Annotated in this window: 14 protein-coding genes and 1 pseudogene; 9 read left to right on the forward strand and 6 right to left on the reverse strand. The window is 60.3% G+C overall.

Annotated features, from left to right (window positions below):
- Nucleotides 1-72 precede the first annotated feature (72 nt).
- On the forward strand, nt 73-369 hold the full coding sequence (locus ACK59L_RS03510; RefSeq protein ID WP_058604601.1) for a hypothetical protein: 297 nt from the start codon (nt 73-75) through the stop codon (nt 367-369).
- An 18-nt stretch (nt 370-387) separates the two neighbouring features.
- Here the strand turns inward: ACK59L_RS03510 and ACK59L_RS03515 are convergent, their stop codons facing one another.
- On the reverse strand, nt 388-2,010 hold the full coding sequence (locus tag ACK59L_RS03515) for a hybrid sensor histidine kinase/response regulator (protein ID WP_409271905.1): 1,623 nt from the start codon (nt 2,008-2,010) through the stop codon (nt 388-390).
- 115 nt (nt 2,011-2,125) lie between these two features.
- Between ACK59L_RS03515 and ACK59L_RS03520 the strand changes: the two genes are divergently transcribed.
- Both ACK59L_RS03520 and ACK59L_RS03525 read left to right on the forward strand, forming a co-directional pair.
- Nucleotides 2,126-2,740 (forward strand): LuxR C-terminal-related transcriptional regulator, encoded by a 615-nt coding sequence (locus ACK59L_RS03520; RefSeq protein ID WP_409271907.1) that lies wholly within the window; start codon nt 2,126-2,128, stop codon nt 2,738-2,740.
- Between the two features lie 154 nt (nt 2,741-2,894).
- Entirely contained in the window at nt 2,895-3,065 is a 171-nt protein-coding gene (locus tag ACK59L_RS03525) for a hypothetical protein (RefSeq protein WP_153302504.1), read from the forward strand.
- Between the two features lie 25 nt (nt 3,066-3,090).
- Here the strand turns inward: ACK59L_RS03525 and ACK59L_RS03530 are convergent, their stop codons facing one another.
- Together ACK59L_RS03530 and ACK59L_RS03535 are read right to left on the reverse strand one after the other, a co-directional pair.
- On the reverse strand, nt 3,091-3,360 hold the full coding sequence (locus tag ACK59L_RS03530) for a DUF6555 family protein (RefSeq protein ID WP_058639285.1): 270 nt from the start codon (nt 3,358-3,360) through the stop codon (nt 3,091-3,093).
- Between the two features lie 131 nt (nt 3,361-3,491).
- Nucleotides 3,492-3,665, reverse strand: a pseudogene (locus ACK59L_RS03535) (general stress protein); the annotation flags it as partial.
- Nucleotides 3,666-3,984: 319 nt separating this feature from the next.
- Between ACK59L_RS03535 and ACK59L_RS03540 the strand changes: the two are divergent.
- Both ACK59L_RS03540 and ACK59L_RS03545 read left to right on the forward strand, forming a co-directional pair.
- On the forward strand, nt 3,985-8,124 hold the full coding sequence (locus ACK59L_RS03540) for a CheR family methyltransferase (protein WP_409271909.1): 4,140 nt from the start codon (nt 3,985-3,987) through the stop codon (nt 8,122-8,124).
- Between the two features lie 90 nt (nt 8,125-8,214).
- On the forward strand, nt 8,215-8,613 hold the full coding sequence (locus tag ACK59L_RS03545; protein WP_058639282.1) for an NUDIX hydrolase: 399 nt from the start codon (nt 8,215-8,217) through the stop codon (nt 8,611-8,613).
- A gap of 44 nt (nt 8,614-8,657) precedes the next feature.
- Here the strand turns inward: ACK59L_RS03545 and ACK59L_RS03550 are convergent, their stop codons facing one another.
- Nucleotides 8,658-9,209, reverse strand: coding sequence for an ATP-dependent Clp protease proteolytic subunit (locus ACK59L_RS03550; protein ID WP_058604595.1), 552 nt, complete (start codon nt 9,207-9,209; stop codon nt 8,658-8,660).
- Nucleotides 9,210-9,395: 186 nt separating this feature from the next.
- On the opposite strand from ACK59L_RS03550, the gene ACK59L_RS03555 reads away from it, so the two are divergent.
- From ACK59L_RS03555 to ACK59L_RS03570, 4 genes are read left to right on the forward strand one after another with little or no spacing between them, the layout of a single operon-like run.
- Complete coding sequence (locus tag ACK59L_RS03555) at nt 9,396-10,313, forward strand: DUF72 domain-containing protein (protein ID WP_409271912.1); 918 nt, start codon at nt 9,396-9,398, stop codon at nt 10,311-10,313.
- Complete coding sequence (locus ACK59L_RS03560; protein WP_196135881.1) at nt 10,310-11,095, forward strand: endonuclease/exonuclease/phosphatase family protein; 786 nt, start codon at nt 10,310-10,312, stop codon at nt 11,093-11,095. Before ACK59L_RS03555 ends, ACK59L_RS03560 begins: the two co-directional genes overlap by 4 nt.
- Nucleotides 11,092-12,294 (forward strand): cardiolipin synthase ClsB, encoded by a 1,203-nt coding sequence (gene clsB, locus ACK59L_RS03565; RefSeq protein WP_409271914.1) that lies wholly within the window; start codon nt 11,092-11,094, stop codon nt 12,292-12,294. Before ACK59L_RS03560 ends, clsB begins: the two co-directional genes overlap by 4 nt.
- The gene (locus ACK59L_RS03570; RefSeq protein ID WP_409271916.1) at nt 12,294-13,247 is read left to right on the forward strand and encodes a lysylphosphatidylglycerol synthase domain-containing protein; all 954 of its coding nucleotides are present in this window, start codon (nt 12,294-12,296) and stop codon (nt 13,245-13,247) included. The genes clsB and ACK59L_RS03570 overlap by 1 nt, the downstream gene beginning before the upstream one ends.
- Before the next feature lie 173 nt (nt 13,248-13,420).
- Here ACK59L_RS03570 and ACK59L_RS03575 read toward each other — a convergent pair whose 3' ends face one another.
- Together ACK59L_RS03575 and ACK59L_RS03580 are read right to left on the reverse strand one after the other, a co-directional pair.
- Nucleotides 13,421-13,645: a metallothionein gene (locus ACK59L_RS03575; RefSeq protein WP_027915593.1), complete on the reverse strand. Its 225-nt coding sequence runs from the start codon at nt 13,643-13,645 to the stop codon at nt 13,421-13,423.
- Between the two features lie 2 nt (nt 13,646-13,647).
- Nucleotides 13,648-14,106: a phosphotransferase system, HPr-related protein gene (locus ACK59L_RS03580; protein ID WP_144965846.1), complete on the reverse strand. Its 459-nt coding sequence runs from the start codon at nt 14,104-14,106 to the stop codon at nt 13,648-13,650.
- Nucleotides 14,107-14,220: the final 114 nt, after the last annotated feature.

The raw sequence follows: 14,220 nt of genomic DNA on the forward strand, positions 1-14,220 counted from the left end.
ACATCCGTCCTAATCGCTCCTCCCTTCAACGCACGCTATATTCCAGAGCTTTCATCGCCAAGGAAACCTCCCATGAGTCCTTTCAAGCTAATCGGCATTGCCGGTGCGCTGTTCGCCGTGGCCGGCTGCCAAACCGTCAAGCCTTCCGATGACACGCTGAAGAAGCGTACCGAGTTCGTACTCAATACCAAGGTCTCCAAAGTGGAAGATGTGCGCAGCGACAGCACCATCACGTACTACACCGCTACAACTGGCAAAGGGCGATTCGAATGCCAGATGCCCAGTGGTGCGCTTGTCGCTGCGGCCGGCATGGGTATCTATCAACCCACGCCCAGCTGCGTGAAAGAAGGCCAGACCGGACGCTTTTGACCGGCGCAATGGCCGCTTTCAATAACGGGGCGAGGTGGCGTTATCACAGAGCGTGCGCAACATGGCCCGCAATTCGGCAGGGCGCACGGGCTTGGACAGCACTGCGATACCGCGACCCTGTACTGCGACCTGTATTCGGTCCGGATCATGCCCTGTCATGATCAAGGCTGGTACAGCCCAGCCCCGCTCGCTGCGCAGCCGCTCGATGCAATCGACTCCGGTGGCGTCCTGGCCTAGGTCATAATCGGCAACGATGACGTCGCAGTCCTCATTCGAAGCGGCAGCAGAACTATGGCCATCTACCTCGCATCCCCAGCGCTGCAACAGGGCCGACGTTGCTCTGAGCACGTTCTGGTCGTCCTCAATCAGGCAAACCCGCAGGCCGTTGAGCAAACCTGCAGCAGCCAGCTCTTGCTCAGGCGCGGCCCGTGTAGGTTGAGGCGTTATCTGTGGCAACCCCTTCAGGCTTACGGTGGTGCCGTGACCGGGTCGAGATCGCAGGTGCACCTGCACGTTCATCAGCCGCGCAAGCCGACGAACGATCGACAGGCCCAACCCGACGCCTTCGACGTCCTTGTCGCGCACTTGCCTGACTCGGTAAAACTCTTCGAACACCAGCGTCTGGTGTGCAGGTTCGATGCCTCGTCCCTGGTCACAGATCACGATGGCAAGCCCATCCCGGCAGCGCCGTACACCTATCAACAGTGGCCGTCCCGATGCGTATTTAAGGCTATTGGACAGCACGTTCTGGACCATGGTCGTCAATATGCCGCGGTCTGCACGCGTCCAGTAGGGACAAGCACGCATGCGTATCTCCACCCCTGCCCAGCGAGCAGCCTCGGCATGCTCACGCGCAAGGGCTTCGAGAAAATCGCCCAGAGCAAAGGTTTCGTAGCGCGGCTGCACGCGCCCGTTATCCAAGGTGTACAGGTCCAGAATCGACCGAAACAGCTGGGACACGTTCAGCAACGATCGGTCAATGCTGTCCACCAGCCTGCGTTCCTCCTCGCCCAGCCGCGCCTCGCGCAAACACGCCGTGAACAGACTGATGGAGTGAATGGGTTGGCGCAGGTCGTGGCTCGCCTGGGCCAGAAAGCGGGACTTCTCGCGATTAGCTGCAGCGGCCTGCTCCGAAGCTCGGCGCGTGCGTTCGAGCAGCAAGTGCGCATAGACGGGTATCACGGTACTGGTGGTCAGCAACATCAGCACCAGAAAAGGGTTGGCCTGCCAGTAAGGCGTCAGCCGGTACACCACTACCAGCGCGACCAGCGCCAGCGCGGTCGCGATGGCCAGGTATCGAGAGCCGAAACGCATGCCGTTGCCCAGGTTGACCCACACCATCACGGCATACAGGGGCAGCGCCGCTTCACCGCCGATCACCAAGCCGAAGCAGGTGCCTGTGTAGTCGTGCACCATGCCCAGCACCCGGCGCCACGGATAATGCCCGGGCCAGCGTGCGATGGCCTGGCGCAGAAACACCGATACCAAGAGAAAGACGAAGATATAGACAACCACCGGCACGTAGAGCGCGGCAGAGCGGTCCAGCAGAAATACCAGCATCGCCACATAGGCGAACGCGCAACTGCCAACAATCAGACGCAAGTTCGCTTGATCGAGCTCGTTATTTTTATCCATGACCATGGCCGAAATCCTTATCATCAGGCGCCTTTGCTCCCATCACGGGTCAGCACGCACGTGCCAGGGCTGCTACGTTAACATGGCCTGATCGACCTGCGGCCAAAGGGAGTTGCCAAGCGTGACCAGTCGAATAATCGTGGCGGACGACCATCCGCTGTTCAGGGAAGCCATGGTGCGTACCGTCTGCCGTGTGCTGCCAAGCGCCTGCGTGGCCGAGGCTGGTAGCCTGGATGAGGTATTGCATATTGCCAGCGTTGGCGAGGCCCTAGACACACTGATTCTGGACCTGCGTTTTCCGGGCCTGGATTCCGTCAGCCGCCTTGCCCAGCTGAAACGCCAACTGTCGCGTACGACCTTGATCGTCGTCTCGATGGTGGACGATCCGGTCATCATCGACCAGGTCATGGCCTGCGGCGTGGATGGTTTCATCGGCAAAAGCCTGAGCGCCGAGCAAATGGGCGCCGCCATCCTCGCCGTTAGAGCAGGGGAAGTGCTGGTGCGTTACCTGCCTTCCGGCCTGCTGCCGATCGCCAATGCCGACGCGGGTACCGAGCACCTGACTCAACGCCAACAAGACGTGTTGCGTTTGATCGCACAGGGCAAGACCAACAAGGAGATAGCCAAGGCCCTGGATATCTCGCCCTTCACGGTGCGCATCCACGTTTCGTCACTGCTCAAGGCACTCAACGTCAGCTCGCGGACCGCGGCTGCCGTCAAGTACTCGGCCGGATAGCACCGTTGGTCAGACCTGCGCCTGCGCAGACGGACTTCTACCCCTGCAGTGGCGCTCTGAAAAGTGAGGGGTCTGGCAATGGCTGTTCCTCTCACTCCTGTGTTGGCCCGCCTTCGGGGCGGGCCTTTTTTCCAAACCAACGGAGGCGCATGCAGTGATCCAGAAACTTATGATGGGTGGCGGCAATGTCCAGGACGACTGGCCCGAGCTTGAACAAGAGCAGCGCAATGACAGGGTCGACGACCCCGACACTGATCCGGGCCTGACCGATGACGATCAAAATCGTCCAGGCGTGCCTGCCAGCGACCCTGAGGCGGGTGTGTAATCAGGTGATGTAAGAAGTTGCGCAATCAGGCGGTGGTGGCAGGGTCTTCCAGAGACTGTCCGGGCTTACTGCCTGATAGGCGCCAAGTCACATCTGTGACGCCGTAGCGCTCAGCCATGGGCCGGCTGACCTTGCGGATCTTCTCGCGCCCGAATTTGGGGATGATGCCGATGCCGGCATCACAGCTCGCCCAATGCCAAGCCTCGGCATTATCCAGACGGTCCAGACGAATGATGAAGGTGCGAGGCTCGCCATGGAGCCGGTAATCGATGATGTACAACTGGGGACTAGGCATCGCTACACCCTCCTCTTTTGCGTGGATGACCCTGCGATGGAGTGCAGCGCGGCGCTAAAGATTCAATCGGATATGCGTCGTTGCCCCCCGACGGGTGCCCAGCACAGCCTTGGCGGGCACCCACGACAAGGTCAGCCGCGTGCTTCGCTCGTTACATTACGCCCGCCGCCGTGGCTGTTCTGACCACCCTTGCGTCCAGCCTGCGAGGCGCGCTCACGGTCATTGGCGAAGTTCCCACCTGAAACTTGGCCCCCTTTCTGCCCAGCGCGGGAGGCCTTTTCGCGGTCGTTGGCGAAATTGCCTGGATTGGTTTCCTTGGTGCCGCCACGTTGACCGGTCGATTTCTGATCACGAGCCATTTCGTTTCTCCTTGCGGTTCTGGAAATGCGCACGACATCAAGCCGTGCCCTTCATCGGAACCCGTGCGATAACAGGCTACTCAGTCCCATGGCATGGGTTGCAGACCGGTGGCGCGAAAAGATTCTCTGGCCGAACACTTGCGTACCAGTCATTAGCGTCGCATCAAGGCACTCGCGAATATCCTTGCGGGTTGCCTATAATGGCGCTCCTCTTGCCCCGCGACGTGTCGATGGGCTGTCTGTCAGGTCTGTACAGGGCATCGCCATGAAGTCGACCGTTAATCAGCCCGCCGCGCCGCATCCCTCTAACCTGAGCCCTAGCCATCTCAATTTCCCTGTGGTGGGTATTGGTGCTTCAGCGGGGGGCATCGAAGCCATCTGTACCCTGTTCAGGCAGATGCCCGCCGACTCAGGCATGGCGTTCGTCATCGTGCTGCACCTGTCTCCAGACCATCAGAGTGTCGCTGATCGGATCATTCAGGAGACAACCAGCATGCCGGTGAGCCAGGTAACGGAACCGGTGCCGATCGAACGCAACCATGTGTACGTCATCTCTCCTGCCAATCGGCTATCGACCAATGATGGTTACCTGCGGGTAGCGCCGGCCAACAGGCGGCGCGGTGACCATGTGGCCATCGACCTGTTCTTCCGCGACCTGGCCGACGTGCATAAGGATCATGCCTTTTGCGTGGTCCTTTCCGGCACGGGCGCAGACGGCGCCGTTGGGCTGGCACGTGTCAAGGAACAAGGCGGCCTCACCCTGGTACAGAGCCCGGACGATGCTCAGTTTGAGAGCATGCCTCGGGCAGCCATCGAGACGGGTCTGGTCGACGTCGTGCTCCCGGCGGCAGAGCTTGCCCAAAAGCTGATGGAGCTGTGGCACAACGCGCGACAGGTCAATCTGCCACGTATCGAAGACGATAGCCTACCGCCGGCGCTGGGTACCCGAGCCGGCGACCCTCAGGCGTGCGAACCTGTGCTGGAAGACATCTTGCTGCAATTGCGCAGCGCCACTGGTCATGATTTCCACCATTACAAGCGCGCCACTGTGCTGCGGCGTATCGAGCGACGTCTGCATATCACGGGACAGGCCGATCTTCGAGGCTACCTGCACTACCTTGAAACTCATGAGGATGAATCGGCAGCGTTGCTGGCGGACATGCTGATCGGGGTCACTAATTTTTTCCGCGACCGCGAGGCGTTCGAGGCGCTTGAGCGTATCGTCATGCCCCAGCTGGCAAGCGAGCCGGACCAAGCCGATAACCCCGCCGAAATTCGCATCTGGTCCGCGGGTTGTTCGACGGGAGAGGAGTCTTACAGCCTGGCCATGCTGACGTGCGAGCAGTTGGCCTTGGACCAGCGCGCCAGCAAGGTGCAGGTGTTCGCCACAGACCTCGACGAGCGTGCCATTGGCCATGCCCGCACCGGCCTTTATCCAGAGTCCATCATCACCGATGTGCCACCCTCGCGTCTGCGCCAGTTTTTCGCCAAAGAAGACCAGCACTATCGAGTGCGTAAGGAAATACGAGAGAAAGTGCTGTTCGCACGGCATAACCTGCTGTCCGATCCACCTTTCTCGCAATTGGGCTTGATCGTCTGTCGCAATCTGCTGATCTACCTGGACCGTGAAATTCAGCGGGATATCCTGCGCATGTTCCATTTCGCCCTGCGCCCGGGTGGCTACCTGTTCCTGGGCTCTTCCGAATCGGCTGAACTGGCTGGCGATCTGTTCGCGGTGGTGGACAAGCGTAATCGCATCTACCGGGCACGCGAGGTCGCCCATGCCGGCACGCGTCCGGGGCGTCAGTTGCAAGGGGCTGATCTAGGCGCTCTGAAGCAACCGGCCACCGCCAGAAGCAGATCCCAGCGCAAGCCCTCTTACGCCGAGGTGCACCATCGTGCACTGGCCCGCCGAACCCCGCCGAGTCTGATCATCGACGGTGAAGGTACCCTCCTTCATCTGAGCGAAGGTGTCGGGCGCTACATGCAATTGGGCAGCGGTGAATTGAGCCGCAACGTGCTCAACCTGGTATTGCCCAGCTTGCGACTGGCGCTTCGCAGCACCTTGTTCCAGGCGCGCCAGGGCACCCATGCGGTCACCTCTCGCCCTGTGGACCTGGGCGAGGATGGCCAGCGCTATCAGGTCGAAATTACCGTGCAACCGCATAAGGATGAGCAAACGGCCGGCGAATACCTGCTGGTGGTGTTCGAAGAGCGTGCGCCCGACCCGTCATTGCCGTTAGTCGATGCCATTCGCCAGACCGACAGCATGGTGCTGAACAACCTGGAGCGAGAGTTGCAGCGCATGCGCGTGCAATTGCAGGAGACCATTGAGCAGTCGGAGCTATCCAGCGAAGAACTCACGGCCTCCAACGAAGAGATGCAGACAATCAACGAAGAGCTTCGCTCGGCCAGCGAAGAACTGGAAACCAGCAAGGAAGAGCTGCAGTCGATCAACGAAGAACTGTTGACCGTCAATTACGAGCTCAAGAGCAAGGTCGAGGAGACCGACAAGGTCAATGACTACCTGCGCAACTTGATCGCCAGCACAGACATCGCCGCCGTGTTCGTCGACCGCAACCTGCACATTCGCTGGTTCACCCCACGTGCGACCGACCTGTTCAACATGCTGCCGGTAGATACAGGTCGATCCCTGCTGGACATCACTCATCGCCTGGACTACCCCGCCCTGGCCGATGATGCGCGCGCCGTGGTCAATGGCGAGCACATCATCGAGCGGGAAATCGGGGGCCAGGCCTACCACTGGTACCTGGCCCGGTTGCTGCCCTACCGTTCAAGCGAACAGAAGATCGACGGCGCCGTGCTCACCTTCATTGACATCAGCAAGAGCCGCGCGGCCGAAGAGCGTGTGCGACTTGGCGAAGAGCGCATGCGCGTGGTCGCTGAAAGTACCCACGACTTCGCCATCATCCTGTTGGATGAGCAGGGCCTGATCACTGACTGGAATACAGGTGCTGCATTGATCTTCGGTCATGAAAAGGCCGCTGTCGTGGGCCGGCATTACCAGCTTATCTTCACCCAGGATGACCGCCAGCACGGCATCCCCGAGCAGGAATTGCAGACAGCGCGCGCCAACGGCCGTAGCCAGGATGAGCGCTGGCACCTGCGCAAGGACGGTAGTCGCTTCTATGCCAGTGGTGAAATCTCGCGCTTGAAGGGCAACTCATTGCGTGGCTTCGTCAAGATTGCTCGGGACCTGACCGGGCACAAGCGCCTGCACGATGAGCAGAGCAAGCAACTGGCCGAGTCGCAAAGCAGCAGCCACATGAAGGATGAGTTCTTCGCCATCATGTCCCACGAACTCAAACACCCCCTCAACCTGATCCAGCTCAATGCCGAGATCCTGCGTCGTCTGCCTTCGATCGCCCACGTCGCCGCTGCGAGCAAGGCGGTGGGCACCATTCGCGAAGCCGTGGCCAGCCAGGCGCGCATCATCGATGACCTGCTGGACGTGGCCCGTATCCGTACCGGCAAGCTCAAGCTCAAGACCGAAGCGGTAAACGTGGTTGCCATTATCGAGGGTATCCACGCGGTGGTCATCAGCGAGCAGCCTGACTCGGCGGTTGTGCTGGAACTGCCTGCAGACGGCTTGCCAATGTTCATCGACGGGGATAGCACACGCCTGGAGCAAGTGATCTGGAACCTGCTCAACAACGCCCTGAAGTTCAGCCCACCCGGCGGCACTATCCGGTTGTCCCTGAGCCATGACGACACGCAGGTTTCGCTCAGCGTGATCGACCAAGGCATCGGCCTTACGGCAGATAGCCTGGAACACATTTTCGACCTGTTCAGCCAGGCGGCTTCGCCGCTCGGGCATGCGGCGCGAGAGGGCCTGGGCATTGGGCTATCGCTGGTCCGTCAGTTGGTGGAGGCCCACGGCGGAAGCGTATGCGCGCACTCCGCCGGTCTTGGTCAGGGCTGTACGTTCACCGTCACCCTGCCCTTGTCCCAAAGCGGTAAAGGCGAGCAACTGGCCTGCCAGCAAACTGAACGCATGGGCCGGCTCGATGGCTTGCATGTACTGCTGGTGGATGACTCACCCGAGGTGCTCGACGTCATGCAACAGCTCCTGGAAATGGAGTGTGCGCAGGTGAGCGCGTTCGCTGACCCCCGCCAGGCGCTCGAAGCAGCACGGCAGACGGACTATGACGTCATTCTGTCGGACATCGGCATGCCAGTCATGGATGGCCATGCCCTGATAAAGGCTTTGCGAGACATCAAGCACCTGCAGCATACCCCGGCCATTGCCCTTACCGGCTATGGGGCGAGCGCTGATCAGCATCGGTCGAAGCAGTCTGGCTTTGATCGTCATCTGAACAAGCCTGTGGGCTACGACGAGTTGGTAGAGGCCATCGAGAGCCTCCACGGTTCGGTACCCTACTGACCGTTCGTCGGTCAATTGTTACAGTTTTATGACTTTTGCACGGTGCTCGGCGACTAAATCCTCATAGGAATGTGATTCGCCGGAGTACCCATGAAATCCGCCAAGCCCCGCGCAACCATCATCTGTCGGCATGGCAAACACGCTCATAAATGGCTGTGGGTTCGCAAGCCAAATGCCCCTTGGACGCTGCCAGGAGGCAAGGTAGAACCTGGTGAAACGCCGCTTGAGGCAGCCCAGCGCGAACTGCTGGAAGAGACAGGCCTGCAGGCCCACAATTTCACGCTGCTGATGCGCCACGAGACGCCACAACGCATGCATTATGTCTTCGAGGCCGAGTTCGACGAAGCACCGCAGCCCTGCGCCTTGCATGAGATCGCTGACTACCAGTTCGCCCATTTCGAGCACGTCAGCACGCTCAAGCAAGACATCAAGAAATTGATTCGCTCCTTGCTCGAGTGCGACGCAGCGACCGCAGCGTCTGTACGCTAACGCTCAGTTTTACTGGCTGCTATTTCAAAAACAGGCGTGCCGCCCTAAGCGTGCACGCTCCACTGGCAGTCGCCCGCCTCTATCGGCAAGTCGTCGATTGCATGAATCATCCCGCTGTCCAGGGCTTCTTGTGGGCCAAGGATTCGCGGGGCCGCCATCAGGTAGCGCGGCACGTCAAGTGCCTGTGCTGCGCCCTCGGTGCGCTGCGCCACAATCTGCGCGTACAGGCGCAAGTCATAATCCAGGCTCATGGCATATTCGGCCATGCGTGAGTGGTCGATGGAGCCGTGCAGCGTCCAGTGAAAGGGATGGAAGAGGAACTTGCTGTGAGTGCACGCGGTGCGGTGCTCGCCGGCCAGGAACAGGATGTTGCCCATTGACTCGACCGTGCCCAGGTTATGGGTATGCACACTGACCGGCAAGGTCCGCAGGTAGTTGTACAGGGTAAACCCGTAGCTGCACTCGCCGCCCATGGTGGCGACATTCAACTGCACCACCTCGGCCCCCTGGTTCACCGCCTTGGTACAGGTGTTGATCAGATTGCCGCAGGTAGACGAGTTGATAGGGCCGGTGAAATGGATGATGTGTCGGGCCATGTGCACCTCCAAGAAGTGTCGATACAGAGCGTTGGTCACCACCCTGCCTGTCTAAAAGTGGCATCAAGCCTGCCCGCAAAGTTCAATTCCAGCCCTGCTCGCCACCACTGATCAACTGCGCCTGAACCCTCCTGCCACTGCACTGGTCGCAATGGTGAATGGAATGGAGATGCGATAGGAGGCAGCGTGAGCGAGGTACGCATTGGCATTTCAGGATGGCGATACGGTCCCTGGCGCAAGGACTTCTACCCCAAGGGGCTGCGCCAGGACGACGAACTGGCCTTCGCGTCGAGGGCAGTCAATACCATCGAGATCAACGGCTCGTTTTACAGCCTGCAAACGCCCGAACGCTATCAAGCCTGGCATGACGCCACACCCGATGACTTCGTGTTCGCGGTCAAGGCACCGCGATTCATCACCCACATCCGCCGACTCAAGGACATCGATACGCCATTGGCCAATTTCTTCGCCTCCGGGCCGCTTCTTCTCGGTAACAAGCTCGGCCCGTTCTTATGGCAGTTCCCTGCCAACATGCGTTTCGACGCTGAGCGATTCGGTGCATTTCTGCAATCGCTACCGCGTGACCGCGCCGCTGCCAGACGCAGCGCCAGTGGCTGCGAGCAACGCCTGCAAGGTAACGGCGGCACGCAGATAGGCGGCAATGAGCCGCTACGCCATGCAGTGGAAATTCGTCACGAAAGTTTCCTGTGCGAGCGCTTCGTGGAACTGCTGCGCCAGCACAACGTCGCCTTGGTGGTTGCCGACAGCGCGGGCAAGTGGCCTTACGTGGAAGACGTCACCGCAGATTTCATGTACATGCGCCTGCATGGCGACGTCGAACTCTACAGCAGCGGTTATACCGTCAGCGCACTGCGCCGCTGGAAGAAACGGATCGAACAGTGGCGTGAGGGGAGTCAGGCCGACGATGCACACCTGATCGTACAGGGCCCTCCCCCCCGGCGCTCAACCCGGGACGTGTACTGCTATTTCGATAACGACCAGAAAGTCCATGCCCCTTACGACGCGCGCCGATTGCTGGAAAAGATGCACCTGGACCACGAGCTGATGACAGAGCCGGGCGCCGAGCCGGAGGTTGAACTGTGAACCCTACACTCCCCGCGCCAAGCTGCATCATCGACAAAGTCACCGCCGTGCACCGCCTGAACGTGCTGACGCTCAACGTGCACAAAGGCTTCACCTTCTTTAATCGCCGCTTCATCCTGCCGGAGCTGCGCGATGCGGTACGTGCCACGGGCGCCGACCTGGTGTTTCTCCAGGAAGTGCATGGCAGCCACCAACAGCATGCGATCAGCCACCCTGCCTGGCCGCAGGCGCCCCAGTACGAGTTCCTGGCAGACAGCATGTGGCCGCAATTTGCCTATGGGCGCAACGCCGTCTATCCCCATGGCGATCACGGCAACGCGTTGCTTTCCAAATTTCCGATCGTGCGTTCGGAAAACCTCGACGTCTCGGTGGCGGGAAATGAACAGCGAGGCCTGCTGCACTGTCAACTGGAAGTACCCGGCCACGACGAAGTGCATGCGATCTGCGTGCATTTGGGGCTACGGGAGGCACACCGGCAAAAGCAGGTGAGTCTGCTGTTCGAGTTGCTCGACCGCCTGCCTGCCGAGGCGCCGGTGATCATCGCCGGCGACTTTAACGACTGGCGTCTGAAAGCAGATGCCGTGCTGTCGCAGCGCTTGATAGAGGCATTCGGGGAGCGTTTCGGCTCGCCAGCCCGCAGTTTTCCGGCACGCCTGCCGCTGCTTCGGCTTGACCGGATCTACGTGCGCAATGCCATGCCCCACGCTGCAAAGGTTTTATCCAACTATCCGTGGTCGCACCTGTCCGACCACGCCCCCCTGGCTGCGGAGATCAACGTGTGAAAAGACCTTGGGTCGATGGCAACAGCGTCGAGCTGCTGATCAATGGTGAGGCGTTCTACCCGCGGGTCTTCGAGGCCATGGGCCAGGCGCGCAATGAAATCCTGCTCGAGACATTCATCATCTACGAAGACAAGGTAGGCCATCAGTTGCAGCGTGCGCTGATCGAGGCAGCGCAACGCGGGGTCCGTGTGGAAGTGGTTGCCGACGGGTACGGCACCGCTGACCTGTCAGCCGAGTTCATCGCGGCGATGACCGAGGCGGGCGTAAGGTTTCACCTGTTCGACCCCCAGCCTCGTCTGGCGGGCCTGCGCACGAACCTGTTCCGCCGGCTACATCGCAAGATCGTCGTGATCGACGGGGAGCGTGCGTTCATTGGCGGCATCAACTACAGCGCCGATCATCTCGGCGACTATGGCCCCATGGCCAAGCAGGACTACGCCGTGGAGGTAACCGGGCCAGTGGTCGCGCAGGTGCATGCCGTCAGCCGTCGATTGATGTCGCCGGTGCTCGAACCCCCAAGCGAGGTGCGCCCTGTCACCGACCCCACTGGCGACATCACCGCCGTGATGGTAGAGCGGGACAACGGCCAGCGCAGCACGGCTATCGAAGCCTATTACCTCGAAGCGCTACGTGGCGCGCGCAAGCGCATCGTGGTAGCCAACGCCTATTTTTTCCCAGGCTATCGCCTGTTGCGCGAGTTGCGTAACGCCGCGCGTCGCGGGGTTGAAGTGACCCTCATCATGCAGGGTGAGCCGGACATGTGGTGGGTGCGGACCCTGGCTCGCCTGCTCTACAACTACCTGCTTCGCGACGGGGTGCGGATACATGAGTATTGCCGGCGCCCCCTGCACGGGAAGGTCGCACTGGTGGATGACGAATGGTCCACGGTCGGTTCGAGCAACCTCGACCCGCTGAGCCTGTCGTTCAACCTTGAAGCCAACCTGTTCATCCGCAGCCGCGCCTTCAATCGGCAGCTCCACGACCACCTGCAGTCGCTGGCCAGCGAACAGTGCAAGACGGTCACCCTGGAGCGAATGATTCGCGGCTACTGGTGGCGGGCGCCACTGATCTTCTTGAGCTTCCACGTCATACGTCACTTCCCGCGCATTGCCGGTTGGCTACCTGCGCATCGCAAGCGCCTGAAAACGCCTGGGCAAGCGGTAGAAACCCAAGGCAACCTGCATGAGGGCAACACCTGATGGAACGAAAGCGTTGGCAAGTGTGGGCCAAGCGTCTGTTCACCGTCCTGTTCCTGATCCTGATCCCGGCGCTGCTGTTCACGCTGGCACGCAACCTGGATTGGAACGAGGTGCGTGAATCGCTGTTGGCCTACAAGCCCGGCACATTGGCCGTCGGGTTGGTCATGGCACTGATGAGCTTCTTCATCTTTGCCAGCTACGACTTGTTGGCCCGTGCTTATACCGGTCACAAGTTGCCGGTCCGGCAAGTGCTGCCGATCGCCTTCGTGTGCTACGCCTTCAACCTCAACTTCACCACCTGGGTGGGCGGGGTTGCGTTGCGCTATCGGTTATACGGCAGGCTTGGGTTGGACACGCCCACCATCACACGCATTCTCACCTTGGGGCTACTGACCAACTGGATGGGCTACATGCTGCTGGCAGGCAGCGTGTTTGCCATGCGCCTGGTCGAGTTGCCGGCAAACTGGGCGGTCGGCACCACTGGGCTGCAGCTCATTGGGTTTGCGCTGTTAGCCATTTCGATCGGCTATCTGCTGGCCTGCGGTTTTGCCAAAAAACGCACCTGGCGCTGGCGCGAGCATGAACTGACATTGCCTTCGCTGCGGCTTGCGCTGTGTCAGGTGGCCTTGGGCGCCAGCAACTGGGCAATGATGGCGCTGCTGATCTTCTGGCTGTTGCCAGAGCAGGCGTTCTATCCCTCCATCCTGGGGGTCCTGCTGATCAGTTGCGTGGCTGGGGTGGTGGCTCACATTCCGGCTGGGCTTGGGGTGCTGGAAACCGTATTCCTGGGCCTGCTTCAGGGGCAGATTCCACAAGGCAGCCTGGTTGCAGCCTTACTGGCCTATCGAACCTTGTACTACCTGATACCGCTGGTGTTGGCGGTCATCACCTACTTGGTGCTGGAAAAGCGCGCTAAGACCATGCGCCGGCAAGATACGGCAGCATCAACGTGAAAGGAGTGGGCTTGGTGGGTAAGTCGCACAGCTAGTGCGACTCCAAGCTCAGCAAAATCCCCTGTAGGAACGCCTCGTCAAGGCCGCTTCTATGGACTTCGCCAACCTTCTGAAACGGTTCGAGAAAGGTTGAACACGCCGGGTCTGCCTAGGCAGACCCGGCTCAATACCCCTCACGGCGAAATAGGATCGCTCGCTGGGAAAGTCTCATCCAGTGCATTGTCCACACTGGTTTCCTTTTTCTGCTCAACCTTGCCACAGGTGCAGTCAGGCATGCGGCATGGCTCGCCGTTACGATGCCCGGTTGCACACGCTTCGCAGCAGTAGGCCTTGCCGTTCTGCGGCAAGGTGCTCACCGTGCAGGAACACTCGGTACAAGCGCAGCGTAATTCGCTCATGATCAGCTCCTTTCGTCTTCTTCGATTGCATCGTCAGTCCACGGTTTCCCGTCAAGCGGGTTGGTGCGGGCCAGTTCAGCTTCGTCGAGGCCACGACCGCCGCCGATCTCGATCGCGTCTACTTCGGTCAGCGCCTGATCGGCAGGGCCGCCGTACCCAGGCTCATGGGGATCTCGAGCGCCGGTTTCGTCCAGTAGCGTGTCCGGGCTCAGATCATCATCGGTGACACCGTCCTCATGCAGGCTGTCGGTCAGCGTCTCGCCGCCGGTCAAGCCGCTCTGGCGCACCCGCTCCTCCGGGAATTCCTGCTCCACTTCACGCTCTGGTCGCTCATCACCTACCCGCCCCTGACGGTCATCAAGGCGATCACTGAAGTTCAGCTCATGCACACTGCCCATACGATCCTCGATGTCATCGATCTCGGTCGGGGTATAGGCTTTGGGTTCGTCGGGTCTGGACATTACGCCTCTCCATCAGTTGGCTTACCCAAAGTCGACTGCTCTGTACCCAGGAAGATTCAGAGTTTTACGCGGCCAGTGGCGGTTTTTTGAACTCCGGTGCCGTTCCCCGCCTCC

The sequence above is a fragment of the Pseudomonas sp. KCJK9111 genome, from assembly GCF_046231935.1.
GTDB classification, from domain to species: domain Bacteria; phylum Pseudomonadota; class Gammaproteobacteria; order Pseudomonadales; family Pseudomonadaceae; genus Aquipseudomonas; species Aquipseudomonas parafulva_B.